This is a genomic window from Pseudomonas sp. GD04158, from assembly GCF_029834875.1.
GTDB lineage: Bacteria > Pseudomonadota > Gammaproteobacteria > Pseudomonadales > Pseudomonadaceae > Aquipseudomonas > Aquipseudomonas hydrolytica.
The window spans coordinates 90,751-109,942 of record NZ_JAODYT010000006.1 but is presented as its reverse complement, the minus strand read 5'-3'; the positions used below and the strand labels follow the sequence as shown (position 1 = coordinate 109,942).

The window sequence follows — 19,192 nt, the reverse complement described above, 5'->3', positions numbered from 1 at the left end:
AGAGGGGCTGGGGGTGAGGGTATGAAGGTTGCCCGAACTTCAATCGGGGCGCCGTCGCGACCCTCATCCGGCGCTGCGCGCCACCTTCTCCCGGAGGGAGAAGGACGGTGAACCTCTCCGCCCCCTTTATCCGCCGTCCGGTGGCGACCCTGCTGCTGAGCCTGGCGATCATGCTGCTCGGCGGCGTCAGCTTCGGCCTGTTGCCGGTGGCGCCGTTGCCGCAGATGGATTTTCCCACCATCACCGTGCAGGCCAGCCTGCCGGGGGCCAGCCCGCAGATCATGGCGGCCACCGTGGCCACGCCGCTGGAGCGTTCGCTCGGCACCATCGCCGGCATCAGCCAGATGAACAGCCGCAGCAGCCAGGGCAGCACGCGGATCATGATCCAGTTCGACCTGGACAAGGACATTAACACCGCCGCGCGCGAGGTGCAGGCGGCGATCAACGCCGCCCGCGAGCTGCTGCCCAGCGGCATGCGCACCATGCCCAGCTACCGCAAGATCAATCCGTCGCAGGCGCCGATCATGGTCATCTCGCTGACCAGCGACACCCTGAGCAAGGGCCAGCTGTACGACGTGGCCTCGACCATCCTGGCGCAGAAGCTGGCGCAGGTCGGCGGTGTCGGCGAGGTGCAGGTCGGCGGCAGCTCCCTGCCGGCGGTGCGCGTGTCGCTGGAGCCGCGCCTGCTCGACCAGTACGGCATCGCCCTGGACGAAGTGCGCCAGACCATCGCGGCGAGCAACGCCCTGCGGCCCAAGGGCGCGGTGGAGGACGAGCAGCGCCGCTGGCAGGTGCAGGCCAGCGACCAACTGGCCAAGGCCGCCGACTACCTGCCGATGATCATCCGCTACCAGGACGGCGCCGCGGTGCGCCTGGGCGACGTGGCCACCGTCACCGACGGCGTCGAGGACCGCTACAACAGCGGCTTCTTCAACGACCGCGAGGCCGTGCTGCTGGTGATCAACCGGCAGAGCGGGGCGAACATTCTGCAGACCATCGCCGACATACGTGCCGAGCTGCCGGCGCTGCGCGAAGTGATCCCGGCCAGCGTCGACCTGGAAGTGGCCATGGACCGTTCGCCGGTGATCCGCGCCACCCTGCACGAAGCCGAGCGCACCCTGCTGATCGCCGTGGGCCTGGTGATCCTGGTGGTGCTGGCCTTCCTCGGGCGCTGGCGCGCGGCGCTGATTCCGGCGCTGGCGGTGCCGGTGTCGTTGATCGGCAGCTTCGCCGCCATGTACCTGCTGGGATTCTCGCTGAACAACCTGTCGCTGATGGCGCTGATCATCGCCACCGGCCTGGTGGTGGACGATGCCATCGTGGTGCTGGAAAACATCGCCCGCCACATCCACAACGGCGAGAAGCCCATGGCGGCCGCCTTCAAGGGCTCGCGCGAAGTGGGCTTCACCCTGCTGTCGATGAACCTGTCGCTGGTCGCGGTGTTCATCTCCATCCTGTTCATGGGCGGCATCGTCGAGCGGTTGTTTCGCGAGTTCTCCATCACCCTGGCGGTGGCCGTGGTGATCTCCCTGGTGGTGTCACTGACCTTGACGCCGATGCTCTGCGCACGCTGGCTCAAGGCCGAGACCGAGCAGCCGCAGGGCCGCCTGCAGCAGTGGGGCGAGCGCCTGCAGAACCGCGTGCTGGCCTTCTACGGGCGCAGCCTGGACTGGGCGTTGCGTCACTCGCTGCTGATGCTGCTGAGCCTGCTGGCGACCATTGCGCTGAACGTCTACCTGTTCGTCAGCATTCCCAAGACCTTCATGCCGCAGCAGGATACCGGCCAACTGATCGGCTTCATTCGCGGCGACAACGGCCTGTCGTTCCAGGTCATGCAGCCGAAGATGGAGATCTTCCGCAAGGCGGTGCTGGCCGATCCGGCAGTGGACAGCGTGGCGGGATTCATCGGTGGCGCCGGCGGTATCAACAACGCCTTTATGATCGTGCGTCTTAAGCCGATCAGCGAGCGCAACGTTTCCTCGCAGCAGGTGATCAATCGTCTGCGCGCCAGCGTGCCGAAGGTGCCGGGCGGGCGCATGTTCCTCATGCCGGATCAGGATCTGCAGATCGGCGGCCGCGAGGGCCGCAGCTCGGAGAACGAGTACATGCTGCTCTCCGACGACCTCGACGCCCTGCGCCAGTGGCTGCCGAAGGTGCGCGAAGCCCTGCGCGCCTTGCCCGAACTGACCGATATCGACGCCCGCGAGAACAGCGGTGCGCAGCAGATCCGCCTGGTGGTGGACCGCGAGGCCGCGCAGCGCCTGGGCGTGGAGATGAGCATGATCACCGCGGTGCTCAACAACGCCTTCAGTCAGCGTCAGGTGTCGACCATCTACCAGGCCCTGAACCAGTACAGCGTGGTGATGGAAATCAACCCGCGCTATGCCCAGCACCCCGAGGCGCTGGACCAGATCCAGCTGATCACCACCGATGGGGCGCGCGTGCCGCTGTCCACCTTCGCCCGCTGGGAACGCGGCCTGGAGGAGGACAGGGTCAACCACCAGGGTCAGTTCGCCGCCGAGAACATCGGCTTCGCCCTGGCCGAGGGCGTAAGCCTGGATCAGGCCAGCAGGGCGATAGAAGACGCGGTGGCGCGCCTCGGTCTGCCCACCGAGGTGCAGGGCACCCTGGGCGGCACCGGCGCGGCCTTCCAGCAGACCCAGGGCAACCAGCCGCTGATGATCCTGCTGGCGCTGGTGGTGGTGTACATCGTGCTCGGCGTGCTCTACGAGAGCTACGTGCATCCGCTGACCATCCTCTCCACGCTGCCCTCGGCCGGCGTCGGCGCCTTGCTCGCGCTGCAGCTGGTGGGCATGGAGTTCAGCCTGATTTCGCTCCTGGGCCTGTTCCTGCTGATCGGCATCGTCAAGAAGAACGCCATCCTCATGGTCGACCTGGCGCTGCAACTGGAACGCGGCGAGCATCTCAGCCCGCAGGAATCCATCCGCCGCGCCTGCCTGCTGCGCTTTCGGCCGATCCTGATGACCACCCTGGCGGCCATTCTCGGCGCGCTGCCGCTGGTGCTGGGCAGTGCCGAAGGCTCGGAAATGCGCCAGCCGCTGGGCATCACCATTGTCGGTGGCCTGGTACTCAGCCAGTTGCTGACGCTCTACACCACGCCGGTGATCTACCTCTACTTCGACCGCCTGCGCCACCGCGTCAACCGCTGGCGCGGCGTGCGCACCGATGCTTCGTTGGAAACCCCGCTATGAACATCCCAGAAGCGAGCGCTGCTCGCGAAGCCTTCAATTCCGCTCCGTTCGCCAGCAGAGCCCGCTGCTACGGTCTGTTCGTGCTGCTGGGGATGCTCGGCGGCTGCATGCTCGGCCCCGACTATCAGCGCCCCGAGCTGGCAGCGCCGATGCAGTTCAAACAGGTCGCGGGCTGGAAGGCCGCTACCCCAGGCGACGCCCTGGAGCGCGGCGCCTGGTGGGAGCTGTACGGCGACGCCGAACTCAACGCCCTGGTCGAGCGCCTGCACCTGTCCAACCAGAACCTGGCCGCGGCCGAGGCGCAGTACCGCCAGGCCCGTGCGCTGGTGCGTGGCGCGCGGGCGCGCTTCTATCCGACCCTGTCCGGCAGCGCCGGGGTGACTCGGGCCGGGCAGGGGGGCGGTGACAGCACCATCCGTACCGCCGATGGCGTCACCGTCAGCGGCTCCGGTGCGTCGAGCATTTCCAAGAGTTATGACCTCAGCCTCAACGCCGCCTGGGAGCTGGATGTCTGGGGCAAGCTGCGCCGCGGCCTGGAGGCCAGCCGTGCCGAGTTCGAGGCCAGTGCCGCCGACCTGGCCGCGGCGCGCCTGAGCCTGCAGAGCGAGCTGGTGCAGAACTACCTGCAGTTGCGCGTGCTGGATGAGCAGAAGCGCCTGCTCGATGCCACGGTCGCCGCCTATGCGCGCTCGTTGCGCCTGACCGAAAACCAGTACAGGGCCGGCATCGTGCCCAAATCCGACGTGACCCAGGCCACCACCCAGCTGCGCAGCACCCAGGCGCAGGCGGTCGATCTCGAGTGGCAGCGCGCCCAGCTGGAACATGCCATCGCCGTGCTGGTGGGCGTCAGCCCGGCCGAACTGTCCATCGCCGAGCGCGAAAGCGTGCCGCAGCTGCCGCCGATTCCGCTGGCATTGCCTTCGCAGCTGCTCGAGCGGCGTCCCGACATCGCCGCGGCCGAACGACGGGTGATGGCGGCCAACGCACAGATCGGCGTGGCCGAGGCGGCCTGGTTTCCCGACCTGACCATTTCGGCCAGCGGCGGCTACCGCGGCAGCAGCTTCGCCGACTGGATCGAAGTGCCCAACCGCTTCTGGTCGCTCGGCCCGCAACTGGCGCTGACCCTGTTCGACGGCGGCGCCCGCCGCGCCGAGCTGGAACGCAGCGAGGCCGCCTACGACCAGACCGTGGCGCAGTACCGCCAGGCGGTGCTGGACGGGTTTCGCGAGGTGGAAGACTATCTGGTGCAACTGCGCGTGCTGGAGCAGGAGAGCGGCATCCAGCAGCAGGCACTGGACGCCGCGCGCGAATCGCTGCGCCTGATCGAGAACCAGTACCGCGCCGGCACCCTGGACTACAACAGCGTGGTCAATGTGCAGGCCACCGCGCTGAACAACGAACGTAGCAACCTCACGTTGCTGGGCAGCCGGCTGACCGCGAGCGTGCAACTGATTGCCGCTCTCGGCGGTGGCTGGCAGAGCGAGCAGTTGCGCGAAACCGACGAGCGGACGAGCAAAGCACAATGACCCAGTAGTCAACTGGGGTATCGGGTTCATCCCTGGTCGGGCTTTGCGCTAAGATTCGCGCTCTTGTCGATGATGCTTGCAACTGGCCATCAGGGATACGGAGCACACCGCGCTCCGCGGTCGGCGCAAACCTGTAGAGTGTTCGAATGCTGATCGGTAGTTACGACTATTCCCTGGTGCTGTTGTCGCTGTGCGTGGCGATTCTCGCCTCCTACACCGCGCTCGATCTGGCTGGCCGCATCGCCAGTGCCCGAGGTGTTGCCCGCTCGCTCTGGATAGTCGGCGGCGCGCTGGCCATGGGCATTGGCATCTGGTCCATGCATTTCGTCGGCATGCTCGCCTTCAGTCTGCCCATCCCGCTGGGTTACGACCTGACCATCACCCTGTTGTCGCTGGGCATCGCCATACTCGCCTCGGGCTTTGCCCTGTGGCTGGTCAGCCAGCCCGAGCTGCCGGCCTGGCAGCTGGGCCTCGGCGCGCTGGCCATGGGCACGGGCATCGCGGCCATGCACTACATCGGCATGGCGGCGCTGCGCATGCAGCCGGGGATCGACTACGACCCGCTGTTGTTCGGCCTGTCGCTGCTGATCGCCGTGGTCGCCTCGGGCGCGGCGCTATGGATCGCCTTCCGCCTGCGTCGCGACACCCCCTACGTGCGCGTGGCGCGGGCGGGGGCGGCGGTGATCATGGGCGTGGCCATCGTCGGCATGCACTTCACCGGTATGGCGGCGGCGAACTTCGCCGAGGGCAGCTACTGCGCTGCAGCCGGCAGCGGGCTGGGCAGCGGCTGGCTGGCCAGCCTGGTGGTGGTGGTGACCCTGGCGGTGCTGGCCATCGCCTTGCTCACCTCGATTCTCGATGCCCGCCTGGAGGCACGTACGGCGCTGCTCAGCCAGTCGCTGGCCAGGGCTAACGCGGAGCTCACCGAGCTGGCCCTGCACGACGGCCTGACCAAGCTGCCCAACCGCCTGCTGCTGGAAGACCGCATCGGCCAGAGTATTCTCAAGGTGCAGCGCAACGGCGGCCATTTCGCCCTGCTGTTCATGGACCTGGACGGCTTCAAACCGGTCAACGACGCCTTCGGCCACCACATCGGCGACCAGTTGCTGGTGGCCGTGGCCCAGCGCCTGCGCGCCAATCTGCGAGCACAGGACAGCCTGGCACGCATCGGCGGCGACGAGTTCGTGCTGCTCGCCGAACTGCGCCAGGCCGACGATGCCGCCAGCGTGGCGGGGCAGGTGGTCAGCCTGCTGAGCCAGCCGTTCCGGGTGGACGAGCACGAGCTGCGCGTCTCCACCAGCGTCGGCATCGCGGTGTACCCGGGGGACGGCAGCAATCAACAGGAACTGCTGATCAATGCCGACGCCGCGATGTACCACGCCAAGGGGCTGGGCAAGAACGGCTATAGCTTCTTCGAACGCTCGATGAACACCAATGCGCGCCAGCAACTGCAGCTGCTGCACGATCTGCGGGCGGCGCTGGAGCGCGGCGAGTTCCTGCTGTACTACCAGCCCAAGTTCGCCACCGGCAGCGAGCGCATGATCGGCGCCGAGGCGCTGCTGCGTTGGCAGCATCCGCAGCAGGGCTTGCTGACGCCGGATCGTTTCATCGGCCTGGCAGAAAAGACCGGGCTGATCATCGCCATCGGCGACTGGGTGCTGAACGAGGCCTGCCGGCAGATGCGCCTGTGGTACGAGCAGGGGCGCCGCGACTGGCGCGTAGCGGTGAACCTGTCGGCGCTGCAGTTCTGTCATGGTGAGCTGGTCGAAAGCGTGCGGCGGACCCTGGACCGGCATGGGCTGCCGGCCAACTGCCTGACCCTGGAGATTACCGAAAGCACGGCGATGCACGATGTGAACGCCAGTCTGGCGATTCTCGAACAGCTGGCCGGTATGGGCGTGGACATCGCCATCGACGATTTCGGCACCGGTTACTCCAGCCTGCTCTACCTCAAGCGGCTACCGGCCAACGAGCTGAAGATCGACCGCGGTTTCGTGCGCGACCTGGAGCACGATGGCGACGACGCCGCCATCGTTTCGGCCATCGTCGCACTGGGGCAGGCACTGGACCTGCGCATCGTCGCCGAAGGGGTGGAGACCCGTCAGCAGCAGGCGTTTCTCACCGAGCTGGGCTGCGATTCCCTGCAGGGCTACCTGCTTGGCCAGCCTCTGCCGCCGGAGCATCTGTCGGCGGCATGAGGGTGGCGGTTTTTCGCCATCAGTTGCGCTGCTTGCGGTTCACCGTCTGCGCCGCCTTGATCACATCGCTGCCGATCACCGTCTCGAACTGCTGCCACACCGGGCGCATGGCTTCGCGCCAGGCTTCGCGCTCTTCGGGGCTGAGGGTGATGACCTGGCTGCGGCCGGAACTGACGATGCGCTGGCGGTCGGTCTGGTTGGCGGCCTCGGCCTGCTTGTTCACCGCGTAGGTGACTTCGTCGATGATGCCTTCCAGTTCCATGCGGATCTGATGCGGAATGCCGTACCAGAAGCGCGAGTTGCTCACCAGCATGTAGTCCAGCACGCCGTGGTTGGTTTCGCTGATGAACGGCTGTACCTCATGCAGCTTCTGGCTGTAGATGTTCGACCAGGGGTTCTCCGCGCCCTGCACCTGACCGCTTTGCAGCGCCTTGAAGACCTCCGCGAAGGGCAGTTTCTGCGCATTTGCGCCCAGTTGGCGGAATTGCGCCTCGAGCACCGCCGAGGGCTGGATGCGGAAGCTCAGACCATTGGCATCGCCGGGCATGTTCAGCGCACGGGTGGCCGAGAGTTGCTTCATGCCGTTGTGCCAGTAGGCCAGGCCGACGATGTTGTGGTCTTCCATCGAGCGCAGCAGCTGACGGCCCTTGGCGCGCTTCTGGAAGCGGTTGACGGCCTCCAGGTCGTCGAACAGGAAGGGCAGGTCGAACACCTGCAGCTGCTTGGTGTACTGCTCGAACTTGGCCAGCGAAGGTGCCAGCAGTTGTACGTCGTTGTTGCGCAGGGCCTCCAGTTCGTTGGCATCGCCATACAGCGTGGAGTTGGGGTAGACCTCCACCCGGACCTTGCCGGCCAGGCGTTCCTCGACCAGTTGCTTGAACAGCAACGCACCCTGACCCTTCGGCGTACCGTCGGCAACCACATGGGAGAACTTGATCAGGATAGGTTCGTCGGCCAGCGCCGTGGCGGCGCTGAGAGAGGCTAACGCCAGGGCGCAGGCGGCCAGGGCGCGTAGGGTATTGAACATACTGCTTCCTTTTCTTCTTATCGGTTGCGGAGCCTTGACGGCTGCTTGAGTGTTGGTCGCTTCGGTGCTGGGGTAACAGGCTTTTTCCAGCGAAGCTGGCTGCTTGCATGGCAAGCCTTATGCCAGTGTGGCGAAATTTCGCCAGCCTGCTGGGCGTGCGAAAAGCACTGTGACCTGGCGCACAGCGCGTGGCGGGTTTCCGCCATGTGCGCGATGGCGGAAAGCGGAAACTTGCCGGTGTGGTCGAGAAGCCGGATGCGCCTGCTATCCTGCCGCTCGCCATTGAATTGGAGGAACGATGCGATGAGTTGGTCTGCCCAGCAGTACTCCCTGTTCGAACGCCAGCGTACCCGCCCGGTATACGACCTGCTGGCGGCGGTGCCGCGCGAAGGCATCGAACTGGCCATTGACCTGGGTTGCGGCCCCGGCAACTCCACCGCAGTGCTGCAGGCGCATGCGCCGGGGGCGCGGCTGATCGGCATCGACAACAGCGAAGACATGCTGCGCGCCGCCCGCGAGCGCCTGCCACAGGTCAGCTTCCAGTTGGCGGATATCCAGCACTGGCAGGCCGAGGTAGCGCCGCAGCTGATCCTGGCCAACGCCTCGCTGCAGTGGCTGCCGGACCATGCCCAGCTCTATCCGGCGCTGCTGAGACAGCTGGCGCCGGGTGGCTGGCTGGCGATCCAGACCCCGGACAACCTGCAGGAGCCGGCCCATCGCCTGGCCCGCGAGGTGGCCGCCGTGGGGCCATGGGCGGCGCGCATCGGCGACGTGCGCCATGCCGAGCGGCACAGCGCACAGACCTATTACGACATCCTCGGCGCCCATGCCAGCGAACTGGATATCTGGCGCACCACCTACTTCCACGTACTGGACAATGCCGCTGCGGTGGTGGAGTGGTTCAAGTCGACGGCGCTGCTGCCGTTCCTGCAGCCGCTGGATGCCGCAGAGCAGGCAGCCTTCCTCGAGCGTTACCAGGCGGCGATTGCCGAGGCCTATCCGGCGCAGGCCGATGGCCGGGTGCTGCTGCCGTTTCCGCGTCTGTTCCTGGTGGCTCGGCGCTAGCCCGGATGCCATCCGGGAAGGGATCGACGCCAGTTCCCCGGATTGCATCCGGGCTACGCGACCTAAGCCTCAGCCGATGAAACAAGCCCCGCATTTCGCGGGGCTTGTCGGTCACTGCGCCAGGGCGACCAGCCCTGCGTTATGCACCAGCTCCAGCAGTGGTTGCGGATACACGCCGAGGAAGAAGGCGAGCAGAGCCACCACCAGCAGCATGATGCCGCCAGCACGCTGGCCCCAGTCGAAGGGGGCGTCGTGGCGGCGCAGATTGGGCTCGCGCATGAACAGCGTGACCATCACCCGCAGGTAATAGAACACGCCGATGGCGCTGCCCAGCACCATGGCACCCAGCAGCCACCACAGCTGCGCCTCGACCCCGGCGGCGATCACGTAGAACTTGCCGATGAAGCCGGCCGTCAGCGGTATGCCGGCCAGCGACAGCATCATCACCGTGAGCACGGCGGTCAGGTACGGACGGCGCCAGAACAGGCCGCGGTACTCGTACAGCGCATCGGCATCGCGACCGCTGTAGGGCGTGGACATCAGGGTGATCACGCCGAACGCGCCGAGGCTGGTCAGCACGTAGGTGGCCAGGTACACGCCGATGGCTTCCACGGCCAGGCCCTGACTGGCGATCAACGCCACCAGCAGGTAACCGAAGTGGGCGATGGAGGAATAACCCAGCAGGCGCTTGAGGTTGTTCTGCAGCAGCGCCAGCAGGTTGCCGAACAGGATCGAGGCGATGGCGATCAGCGTCAGCAGCTCGTTCAGCCAGCCGCCGGCGGTGGCCGGAGAGATCTGATACAGGCGCAGCAGCACGGCGAATACCGCCACCTTGCTGGCCGTGGCGAGGAAGGCTGCCACCGGCGCCGGCGCGCCTTCGTAGACGTCCGGCGTCCACAGGTGGAAGGGCACCAGCGACAGCTTGAAGGCCAGGCCGATCAGCATCATGCCGATGCCCAGTTCCACCAGCAGGCTGCTGCCCTGCGCCAGGCTGGCGCCGATGGCGCGGAAACCCATGTCGCCGGCCTCGGCATAGAGCAGCGCCATGCCGAACAGGAGGAAGGCCGAACCCGCGGCCGACAGCACCATGTACTTGATGCCGGCCTCCAGCGAACGCTTGTTGAAGAAGGCGTAGGCGATCATGCCGTAGGTCGGCACCGACAGCAGCTCCAGGCCAATGAACAGACCCACCAGGTGCTGCGCGCTGGCCAGCACCAGGCCGCCGGCGGCCGACAGCAGGATCAGCAGATACAGCTCCTCGCGGTTGCCCGGATAGCCCTTGCCGGACTGACCGCCCAGATAGGCGTGGGTCAGCGTCACGCAGGCCAGGCTGGCGGCGAGCACCAGGGCCATGTAGTAGCCGGCGAAGCGGTCGATCTGCAACAGCGCGGTAACCTCCAGGGGCGCCACGCCCATGGCCGGCAGCAGCGACAGCAGTGCGAGGTTGAGACCGAGCACGGTCAGCACGAAGGTCAGGGCATGGTTGCGCCTGGCGGCGATGGCCAGCATCACCACGATCGCGCTCGTGCAGGTGACCAGCAGCGGCAACAGGGCGATCAGGTGTTGGGCGGTGAATTCCACAGCGTGATGCTCCATAAGCTAGCGGGCCGAAGCGAGTTGATTGAGAGCGTCTGCCATCCACTGCTGCACGCCATGCATGCTGGCGGCTGAGGTGTCGAGCACCGGCTGCGGGTAGACGCCAAGCAGGATCAGCAGGACCGCGAGGCCGAGCACCATGCTCAGCTCGCGCGGCTTGAGCCCGGGCAGCGGCGCATCCTGCTGCACCGGGCCGAAATAGGCGCGGTGGATCATCGCCAGGGCGTACACCGAGCCCAGCACCAGGCCGGTGGCGGCGATCACCACGACCCAGGGCGCGCCGTGGAAGCTGCCGATCAGGATGAGGAACTCGCCGACGAAGTTGCCGGTGCCCGGCAGGCCCAGCGCGGCGGCGGCGAAGAACAGACTGATGGCCGGCAGCCACGGCATGCGCGCCCAGATCCCGCCCATCTGGCGCAGGTCACGGGTGTGCAGGCGCTCGTAGAGCTGGCCGCAGAGGATGAACAGCGCGGCGGCGGACAGGCCGTGGGCGACCATCTGCACCACCGCACCCTGCAGGGCGATCTGGCTGCCGGAGTAGATGGCGATCAGCACGAAGCCCATGTGCGACACGCTGGAGTAGGCCACCAGGCGCTTGATGTCGGTCTGCGCGAAGGACAATAAGGCGCCATAGAGGATGGCGAACACGCCCAGCCACTGGGCGATGGGCGCGAACTCCGCCGAGGCGTTGGGGAACAGCGGCAGGGCGAAACGCAGCAGGCCGTAGGCGGCGGTCTTCAGCAGGATGCCGGCCAGGTCCACCGAGCCGGCGGTGGGCGCCTGGGCGTGGGCGTCCGGCAGCCAGGAGTGCACCGGCACCACCGGGAACTTCACCGCGAAGGCGATGAAGAAGCCGAGCATCAGCAGGTATTCGGTGCCCGGCGCCAGCTCGGTCTGCAGCAGGTCGGCGTAGTTGAAGGTCAGCACGCCGGTCTGGTTGAAGTGCACGAGCACCAGGGCGAGGATCGCCACCAGCATGATCAGGCCGCTGGCCTGGGTGAAGATGAAGAACTTGGTGGCGGCGGTGATGCGGGTGCGCCCGTCGCTGCCGCTATGACCCCAGAGCGCGATGAGGAAGTACATCGGCACCAGCATCATTTCCCAGAAGAAGAAGAACAGGAACAGGTCGACGGCGAGGAACACGCCGACCACGCCGCCAAGAATCCACATCAGGTTGAGGTGGAAGAAGCCGACGCGGTGCTGGATCTCGTTCCACGAACACAGCACCGAGAGCACGCCGAGCAGGCCGGTGAGTACCACCATCAGCACCGACAGGCCGTCCATGGCCAGATGGATGGTGATGCCCAGGCGCGGAATCCAGTCGATGACGAACTCGTGGGCCCAGCGCGGGCCGCCGTCCGGCGCCGGCGCCAGGGTGAAGTCGCCGCTGGCCCACAGCCACAGGCCGAGGCCGAGCAGCAGGCCCATGGTGATCAGCGCGAGCCAGCGCGGCAGGACGTGGCCGAAACGCTCGCCTTGCCAGCACAGCAGACCGCCGATGAAGGGGATCAGGATTAGCCAGGGGAGAATCATCAGGCTGTTTTCCTTAACTCAGAAAGAGGATGACGGCGATGACCAGGACGGCACCGCCAGCGACCGAGGCGGCGTACCAGCGCACCTGGCCGGTCTGACTGCTGGCCAGCAGGGCGTTGCCGCCGCGGGCCAGCAGCGGAATCACGCGGATGCCGCGGTCGATGGGGTCGCGCTGCAGCAGGCGGCAGAGCAGCAGGTAGGGGCGTACGAACAGCTTGTCGTAGAGCCAGTCGAAACCCCAGGCGGCGAACCATAGCGCGCTCAGCAGGCGACCCGGCGCACTCTGCGCGACGGCCGATGCAACGCGGCGCTGGCCGAGGAAGAGCAGGGCGGCGAGGACGATGCCGCTTACCGCGATCAGGCCGGAGAGCAGTTCCAGACTGTGTTTGGCTTCGCCGCCGGCATGGCCTGCGCTCTGCGGCAGCACGCCGGCCAGCGGCGGGGTGATCCAGGCGCCGATGAAGGTGGACAGCACGATCAGCACCAGCAGCGGCAGGTTGTGGGCGAGGCCATGGCCGGCATGCGCTTCGGTCTTCTGCTCGCCATGGAAGGCGATGAAGATCAGGCGGAAGGTGTAGATCGAGGTCAGGAAGGCACCGGCCAGCCCCGCGTAGAGCAGGTCGCGGTGGCCACTGGCGAAGGCTTCCCAGAGAATCTCGTCCTTGGAGTAGAAACCGGCGGTGAGCAGCGGCAGGGCAGCCAGGGCCGCACCGCCGACGACGAAGCTGGCGTAGGCCAGCGGCAGCTTCTTCCACAGCCCGCCCATCCTGAAGATGTTCTGCTCGTGGTGGCAGGCGTGGATCACTGCACCGGAGGCGAGGAACAGCAGGGCCTTGAAGAAGGCGTGGGTCATCAGATGGAAGATCGCCGCATCCCAGGCGCCGACGCCCAGGGCCAGGAACATGTAGCCGATCTGGCTCATGGTCGAGTAGGCGAGGATGCGCTTGATGTCGGTCTGCACCAGGGCGGCGAAGCCGGCCAGCACCAGGGTCACGCCGCCGACGATGCCGACCAGCTCGAGAATCTCGGGGGTCAGCAGGAACAGGCCGTGGGTACGGGCGATCAGGTACACGCCGGCAGTGACCATGGTCGCCGCGTGGATCAGCGCCGAGACCGGGGTCGGGCCGGCCATGGCGTCGGCCAGCCAGGTCTGCAGCGGCAACTGGGCGGACTTGCCCACTGCGCCGCCCAGCAGCATCAGGGTGGCCAGCCACAGCCAGGCGTCGCCGGCCGCGTACTGCTGCGGCGCCAGCGTCATCAGCTCCTGGATGTTCAGGGTGCCGAGGTTGAGGAACAGCAGGAACAGGCCGATCATCAGGAACACGTCGCCCACGCGGGTGACGATGAAGGCCTTGAGCGCCGCGTTACCGTTGGGTACGTGCTTGTAGTAAAAGCCGATCAGGAGGTACGAGCACAGGCCCACGCCTTCCCAGCCGAAGAACAGCACCAGCAGGTTGTCGCCGAGTACCAGCAGCAACATGCTGAATATGAACAGGTTGGTGTAGGCGAAGAAGCGCGAATAGCCTTCCTCGCCGCGCATGTACCAGCTGGCGAACAGGTGGATCAGAAAACCCACGCCGGTGACCACGCCCAGCATGGTCAGCGACAGACCGTCGAGATACAGGGTGAAGCTCGGCGCCAGGCTTTCGACGCTCATCCACTGCCACAGGGTCAGGCTGTAGGCGCCGCCGGCCGGCGGGTTGCCGAGGAAGTCGGCAGTCACCCAGGCAGCGCTGGCCGCCGCCAGGCCGATGGAGCCGACGCCGATCAGCGCGCTGGTGTTTTCCGTCAGGCGTCCGCGCGAGAAGGCCAGCAGCAGCCAGCCAAGCAGCGGGAAGAACAGGGTCAGGGCTAGAAGGTTCATCCGCGCATCTCGCTGGCAGCGTCGATATCCAGGGTGTTGAAGCGGCGATACAGCTGCAGCAGGATCGCCAGGCCGATGCTGGCCTCGGCGGCGGCCAGGGTGATCACCATGATGAACATCACCTGGCCGTCAGGCTGGCCCCAGCGGGCGCCGGCGACGACGAAGGCCAGCGCGGCGGCGTTCATCATCACTTCCAGGCTCATCAGAATGAACAGGATGTTGCGCCGCACCATCAGGCCGACCAGGCCGATGCAGAACAGCGCCGCGGCCAGTGCCAGGCCGTGCTCCATGGGAATGCCGGTCATGCGTTGGGCTCCTTGGCATCGTGACGGCCGAGATGGAAGGCGGCGACCAGCGCGGCGAGCAGCAGCATGGCGGCCAGCTCCACCGCCAGCAGGTAGGGGCCGAACAGGCTGATGCCGACCGCCTTGGCTTCGACGCTGGCATGGCCGATGGTCGCATCGCCGGGTTGTGCCAGCAGCACGTAGAGCAGCTGCCCCAGCAGCAGGGCGCTGAGCAGCGCCGGGCTGATCCAGATGCCGGGGGCAAGCCACTTGCGCTCCTGATCCACGGCGGCCGGGCCGAGGTTGAGCATCATCACCACGAAGACGAACAGCACCATGATGGCGCCCGCGTAGACGATGATTTCCAGTGCGCCGGCGAAGGGCGCACCAAGGGCGAAGAACACCATCGACACTGCCAGCAGCGAGACGATCAGGTACAGCAGGGCATGCACCGGGTTGGTGTTGGTGACCACCCCCACCGTGGCTGCCACCGCCACGCCGGCGGCGAAGTAAAACGCGAATTCCATCAGAAGCTCCTCATGGCGCCCCTTTCCCGTGTACGGGAAAGGAGCTGGGGGAGAGGGTAAGAACGAGTCATGGCAGCAGGCTCTTGACGTTGATCGGCTCGGCCTCGTTCTGCGCGGCGCCCTTGGGCTTGCCGGCGATGGCCATGCCGGCAACGCGGTAGAAGTTGTAGTCCGGGTTCTTGCCGGGGCCGCTGATCAGCAGGTCTTCCTTCTCGTACACCAGATCCTGGCGCTTGTACTCGCCCATCTCGAAGTCCGGGGTGAGCTGGATCGCGGTGGTCGGGCAGGCTTCCTCGCACAGGCCGCAGAAGATGCAGCGCGAGAAGTTGATGCGGAAGAACTCCGGGTACCAGCGACCGTCGTCGGTCTCGGCCTTCTGCAGCGAGATGCAGCCCACCGGGCAGGCCACGGCGCACAGGTTGCATGCCACGCAGCGCTCCTCGCCATCGGGGTCGCGGGTCAGGACGATGCGGCCACGGTAGCGCGGCGGCAGGTAGACCGGCTCTTCCGGGTATTGCAGGGTGTCGCGCTTGCGAAAGCCATGGCTGAACACCATGACCAGGCTGCGCAGTTGGGTGCCGGTACCGACCAGCACATCCCATATGTACTTGAACATTCTGTGGGTCTCCTTACTGGGCCGCGGCCAGCACCAGGGCGCCGGTCACCAGCAGGTTGATCAGGGTCAGCGGCAGGCAGAACTTCCAGCTGAAGGCCATGACCTGGTCGTAGCGCGGACGTGGGATCGACGCGCGCAGCAGGATGAAGATCATGATGAAGAAGGCCGTTTTCAGCGCGAACCAGAAGAACGGGATCTGCGGCAGGAGGCCGAACGGACCGTGCCAGCCACCGAAGAACAGCGTCACCAGCAGCGCCGAAATGGTCACGATGCCGACGTATTCGCCAACGAAGAACATGCCCCATTTCATCCCGGCGTATTCGATGTGATAGCCGTCGGCCAGCTCCTGCTCGGCTTCCGGCTGGTCGAAGGGGTGACGGTGGGTCACGGCCACGCCGGCGATGAAGAAGGTACAGAAGCCGAAGAACTGCGGAATGATGAACCACAGGTTCTGCGCCTGGTAGTCGACGATGTCGCGCATGTTGAACGAGCCGACCTGCGCCACCACACCCATCAGCGCCAGGGCCAGGAACACCTCGTAGGAGATGGTCTGGGCCGAGGCGCGCAGGCTGCCAAGCAGGGCGAACTTGTTGTTGCTCGACCAGCCGGCGAACAGCACCGCGTAGACCGACAGGCCGGCCATGGCGAAGAAGAACAGGATGCCGATGTTCAGGTCCGCCACGCCCCAGGTCGGGGTGATCGGGATGATGGCGAAAGCCATCAGCATGGCGGCGAAGGCGATCATCGGTGCCAGGACGAAGATGAATCTGTCGGCGAACGGCGGCGTCCAGTCCTCCTTGAAGAACATCTTGATCATGTCGGCGGCGATCTGAAACATGCCGAACGGCCCGACGCGGTTGGGGCCGTAGCGATCCTGCCACCAGCCGAGCAGGCGCCGTTCGACGAAGCTCAGCAGCGCGCCGCAGACCACCACCGCCAGCAGGATGACGATGGCCTTGAGCACCGCGACCAGTATCTCGATCAGTTCGGGCGTCAGCCAGTTCATTGCGCGGCCTCCTGCAGCAGGGTCACGCTGGCACCGGCAAGCGTCGCCGCAAGCCCCGGCAAGCCAACCGGCAGGCCGACCAGACCGACGGCCAGGTCGTCGCGTACCTTGAGCGGCAGGCGCAGGGCCTGGCCATTGATACGCAGGGCCAGCAGCGCGCCGTCGTTAACACCCAGGCGCGCCGCTTCTTCGCGCGGCAGGGCCACGTAGGGCTCGGGCATGCGCTGCTGGATGGGCTCGGCGCGCGCGGAGTTTTCCTCACTGCCGAACAGGTGGTGCAGCGGCGCCACCTGCCAGGTGCCGGCTGCCGGACTGAACGCAGCGTTCACGCTGAACCAGGGCAGGGCGTTGCCGGCGGCTTCGATCAGCCGCACGCCGGGGTCGCCTGCGCGCAGATGCCCACCGACTTCGTCCTGAAACTTGTTCCAGGCCTGCGGCGAGTTCCAGCCTGGCGACCAGGCGAAGGGAATCTGCTGCCGGGCCTCAACGCTGCCGGCGTAGCCTTCCATGGAAAAGGCGAAGGCCGAGTCCTGGTCCTGCGGCTGACGCGGCTCGTGCACGCTGATATTGGCGCGCATGGCGGTGCGGCCGCTGTAGCGGTGCGGCTCGCGCGCAAGCTTGAGACCCTTGATGCGGAACGAGGCGCTCGGCGCGGCGTTCTCGATACCGGCCAGCAGCGGGTTGCTGGCGGCGCAGGCGGCGGTGACCTGATCCAGTTGCGTCCAGTCCACGGCCTTGCCCTGCAGGGTGCTGTGCAGCGCGTGCAGCCAGCGCCAGCCTTCGCGGATCAGAATGCCCGCGTCGTAGTAGCTCGGTTCATAGACCTGGAAGAAACGCTGAGCGCGGCCCTCGAGGCTGACCAGGGTGCCGTCGCCTTCGGCGAAGCTGGCCACCGGCAGCAGCAGGTGGGCGCGTTCGCCGGTGGCGGTGCGCTGGTGATCGGCGACGATCACCGCCTTGGCGGCGCCGAGCGCGGCATCGACCTTGGCCGCCTCGGCGCGGCGGTACAGGTCGTTCTCCAGCACGATCACGGCATCGGCCTGGCCGCTGCTCAGGGCGTCCAATGCAGCATCGACCGAATCACCACCCAGCAGGGCCAGCCCCAGGCTGTTGGCTTCGGGTACGACCAAACTCAGCGAACCGCTCTTCTCGCGGTTCTTCAGCGCGCTGGCGATATTGGCGGCGGCTTCGATCAGGGCCTTGTCGCCCAGCGAGGCGCCGGAGACGATCAGCGGGCGTTTGGCCGCGAGCAAAGCGTCGGCGATGCGTTGTACCAGCGCTTGCGCCTCAGCTTCCAGGCCGTCGACGGGCGGTGCGCTGGGGTCGATGGCATGGGCCACGGCGAAACCGATGCGGGCCAGGTCGGCCGGCGCGGCGTGCACGCACTGCTCGGCGATATCGTCGAGTCGGGTCGCCGTCACGCTGGCGATAAATAGCGGGTGCAGGGCGTGCTGGGCAACGTTTTGCACCGCTGCCATGTGCCAGTCCTGAATGCGCGCCCCGGCGGCGATCTCCGTGGCCTTGCCCTTGACTGCCTGACGCAGGGCCAGGGCCAGACGGGCGGCGGTCTGGGTCACGTCTTCGCCAAGGACGAAGATGGCGTCGTGCAGCTCGACGTCGCGCAGGGTCGGGGTCGGCAGCGGGCCATTCTGCAGGATGTCGCGGATCAGGCGGATATTGGCCAGTTCGCCGGCGGCGATACCGCTGTAATAGTTGTCGGCGCCCACCAGTTCGCGCAGGGCGAAGTTGGATTCCAGACTGGCGCGCGGCGAGCCGATGCCGATCACGCGCTTGCCTTCGAGCAGCTCGGCGGCCTTGTCCAGCGCGGCGTCGATGCCGATGGCCTGGCCGGCCAGCAGCGGTTGGCGCGGACGGTCTGCGCGGTTGACGTAGCCGTAGCCGAAGCGGCCGCGGTCGCAGAGGAAGTACTGGTTCACCGAGCCGTTGAAGCGGTTCTCGATGCGCCGCAGCTCACCGTAGCGCTCGCCGGGGCTGATGTTGCAGCCACTGGCGCAGCCATGGCAGATGCTCGGGGCGAACTGCATGTCCCACTTGCGGTTGTAGCGCGCCGAGTGGGTCTTGTCGGTGAACACGCCGGTCGGGCAGACCTCCACCAGGTTGCCGGAGAACTCGCTTTCCAGCGTGCCGTCCTCGACACGGCCGAAGTACACGTTGTCGTGCGCGCCGAACACGCCCAGGTCGGTGCCGCCGGCGTAGTCCTTGTAGTAGCGCACGCAGCGGTAGCAGGCGATGCAGCGGTTCATCTCGTGGGCGATAAAGGGGCCCAGTTCCTGGTTTTGATGAGTGCGCTTGGTAAAGCGGTAGCGGCGGGCGTTGTGCCCGGTCATCACCGTCATGTCCTGCAGGTGGCAGTGGCCGCCTTCCTCGCACACCGGGCAGTCGTGCGGGTGATTGGTCATCAGCCATTCGACGACGCTGGCGCGGAAGGCCTTGGCTTCGCCATCGTCGATGCTGATCCAGGTATTGTCGGTGGCGGGTGTCATGCAGGACATGACGATGCGGCCGCGGGTGTCATGCTCGTCGTTGTACTGCTTGACCGCGCACTGGCGGCAGGCACCGACGCTACCCAGCGCCGGGTGCCAGCAGAAGTAGGGGATGTCGAGACCGAGAGACAGACAGGCCTGCAGCAGGTTGTCCGCCCCATCGACTTCGAAATCGTTGCCGTCTACGTGGATAGTGGCCATTTCTTCGGTCTTCGTTTGCCCGCTTGATCAAAG

The 19,192-nt window shown here is 66.5% G+C and carries 13 protein-coding genes; 4 read left to right on the top strand and 9 right to left on the bottom strand.

Translation table 11 applies throughout. The features are described from left to right. Positions 1-107: 107 nt before the first annotated feature. From N7333_RS04420 to N7333_RS04410, 3 genes are all read left to right on the top strand, one after another. Positions 108-3,212, top strand: a complete 3,105-nt coding sequence (locus N7333_RS04420) for a multidrug efflux RND transporter permease subunit (protein WP_129483606.1) — start codon at positions 108-110, stop codon at positions 3,210-3,212. A gap of 92 nt (positions 3,213-3,304) precedes the next feature. Then, positions 3,305-4,738 carry an efflux transporter outer membrane subunit gene (locus tag N7333_RS04415; RefSeq protein ID WP_195881626.1) on the top strand — a complete coding sequence of 478 codons (1,434 nt, stop codon included), beginning with the start codon at positions 3,305-3,307 and terminating at the stop codon, positions 4,736-4,738. 146 nt (positions 4,739-4,884) lie between these two features. Beyond that, positions 4,885-6,936, top strand: coding sequence for an EAL domain-containing protein (locus N7333_RS04410; protein WP_129483604.1), 2,052 nt, complete (start codon positions 4,885-4,887; stop codon positions 6,934-6,936). Positions 6,937-6,955: 19 nt separating this feature from the next. Here N7333_RS04410 and N7333_RS04405 read toward each other — a convergent pair whose 3' ends face one another. After that, complete coding sequence (locus N7333_RS04405; protein WP_003240705.1) at positions 6,956-7,963, bottom strand: TRAP transporter substrate-binding protein; 1,008 nt, start codon at positions 7,961-7,963, stop codon at positions 6,956-6,958. Positions 7,964-8,266: 303 nt separating this feature from the next. Between N7333_RS04405 and tam the strand changes: the two genes are divergently transcribed. Further along, positions 8,267-9,028: a trans-aconitate 2-methyltransferase gene (gene tam, locus N7333_RS04400; protein WP_129483603.1), complete on the top strand. Its 762-nt coding sequence runs from the start codon at positions 8,267-8,269 to the stop codon at positions 9,026-9,028. Positions 9,029-9,139: 111 nt separating this feature from the next. Here the strand turns inward: tam and nuoN are convergent, their stop codons facing one another. The 8 genes from nuoN to nuoG all read right to left on the bottom strand — a co-directional run bounded on the left by nuoN (position 9,140) and on the right by nuoG (position 19,159). Continuing rightward, positions 9,140-10,609 carry an NADH-quinone oxidoreductase subunit NuoN gene (gene nuoN / locus N7333_RS04395; protein ID WP_003240701.1) on the bottom strand — a complete coding sequence of 490 codons (1,470 nt, stop codon included), beginning with the start codon at positions 10,607-10,609 and terminating at the stop codon, positions 9,140-9,142. A gap of 18 nt (positions 10,610-10,627) precedes the next feature. Then, positions 10,628-12,157: an NADH-quinone oxidoreductase subunit M gene (gene nuoM, locus N7333_RS04390; RefSeq protein ID WP_129483602.1), complete on the bottom strand. Its 1,530-nt coding sequence runs from the start codon at positions 12,155-12,157 to the stop codon at positions 10,628-10,630. Between the two features lie 13 nt (positions 12,158-12,170). Beyond that, the gene (nuoL, locus tag N7333_RS04385) at positions 12,171-14,021 is read right to left on the bottom strand and encodes an NADH-quinone oxidoreductase subunit L (protein WP_129483601.1); all 1,851 of its coding nucleotides are present in this window, start codon (positions 14,019-14,021) and stop codon (positions 12,171-12,173) included. Beyond that, positions 14,018-14,326 carry an NADH-quinone oxidoreductase subunit NuoK gene (gene nuoK, locus N7333_RS04380; protein WP_003240696.1) on the bottom strand — a complete coding sequence of 103 codons (309 nt, stop codon included), beginning with the start codon at positions 14,324-14,326 and terminating at the stop codon, positions 14,018-14,020. The genes nuoL and nuoK overlap by 4 nt, the downstream gene beginning before the upstream one ends. Continuing rightward, positions 14,323-14,832, bottom strand: coding sequence for an NADH-quinone oxidoreductase subunit J (gene nuoJ, locus N7333_RS04375; protein WP_129483600.1), 510 nt, complete (start codon positions 14,830-14,832; stop codon positions 14,323-14,325). Before nuoJ ends, nuoK begins: the two co-directional genes overlap by 4 nt. A gap of 67 nt (positions 14,833-14,899) precedes the next feature. Next, entirely contained in the window at positions 14,900-15,448 is a 549-nt protein-coding gene (gene nuoI / locus N7333_RS04370) for an NADH-quinone oxidoreductase subunit NuoI (protein ID WP_003240692.1), read from the bottom strand. 13 nt (positions 15,449-15,461) lie between these two features. Further along, positions 15,462-16,454 carry an NADH-quinone oxidoreductase subunit NuoH gene (gene nuoH, locus N7333_RS04365; protein ID WP_012018732.1) on the bottom strand — a complete coding sequence of 331 codons (993 nt, stop codon included), beginning with the start codon at positions 16,452-16,454 and terminating at the stop codon, positions 15,462-15,464. Further along, positions 16,451-19,159 (bottom strand): NADH-quinone oxidoreductase subunit NuoG, encoded by a 2,709-nt coding sequence (gene nuoG, locus N7333_RS04360; RefSeq protein WP_129483599.1) that lies wholly within the window; start codon positions 19,157-19,159, stop codon positions 16,451-16,453. The genes nuoH and nuoG overlap by 4 nt, the downstream gene beginning before the upstream one ends. Positions 19,160-19,192: the final 33 nt, after the last annotated feature.

What these genes read in the sequence shown, in the direction of transcription:
- N7333_RS04415 (WP_195881626.1), top strand. Translation starts at nt 3,305, where the DNA reads ATGCTCGGCGGCTGCATGCTCGGCCCCGACTATCAGCGCCCCGAGCTG.
- N7333_RS04410 (WP_129483604.1), top strand. Translation starts at nt 4,885, where the DNA reads ATGCTGATCGGTAGTTACGACTATTCCCTGGTGCTGTTGTCGCTGTGC.
- N7333_RS04405 (WP_003240705.1), bottom strand. Translation starts at nt 7,963, where the DNA reads ATGTTCAATACCCTACGCGCCCTGGCCGCCTGCGCCCTGGCGTTAGCC.
- tam (WP_129483603.1), top strand. Translation starts at nt 8,267, where the DNA reads ATGAGTTGGTCTGCCCAGCAGTACTCCCTGTTCGAACGCCAGCGTACC.
- nuoM (WP_129483602.1), bottom strand. Translation starts at nt 12,157, where the DNA reads ATGATTCTCCCCTGGCTAATCCTGATCCCCTTCATCGGCGGTCTGCTG.
- nuoL (WP_129483601.1), bottom strand. Translation starts at nt 14,021, where the DNA reads ATGAACCTTCTAGCCCTGACCCTGTTCTTCCCGCTGCTTGGCTGGCTG.
- nuoK (WP_003240696.1), bottom strand. Translation starts at nt 14,326, where the DNA reads ATGACCGGCATTCCCATGGAGCACGGCCTGGCACTGGCCGCGGCGCTG.
- nuoJ (WP_129483600.1), bottom strand. Translation starts at nt 14,832, where the DNA reads ATGGAATTCGCGTTTTACTTCGCCGCCGGCGTGGCGGTGGCAGCCACG.
- nuoI (WP_003240692.1), bottom strand. Translation starts at nt 15,448, where the DNA reads ATGTTCAAGTACATATGGGATGTGCTGGTCGGTACCGGCACCCAACTG.
- nuoH (WP_012018732.1), bottom strand. Translation starts at nt 16,454, where the DNA reads ATGAACTGGCTGACGCCCGAACTGATCGAGATACTGGTCGCGGTGCTC.
- nuoG (WP_129483599.1), bottom strand. Translation starts at nt 19,159, where the DNA reads ATGGCCACTATCCACGTAGACGGCAACGATTTCGAAGTCGATGGGGCG.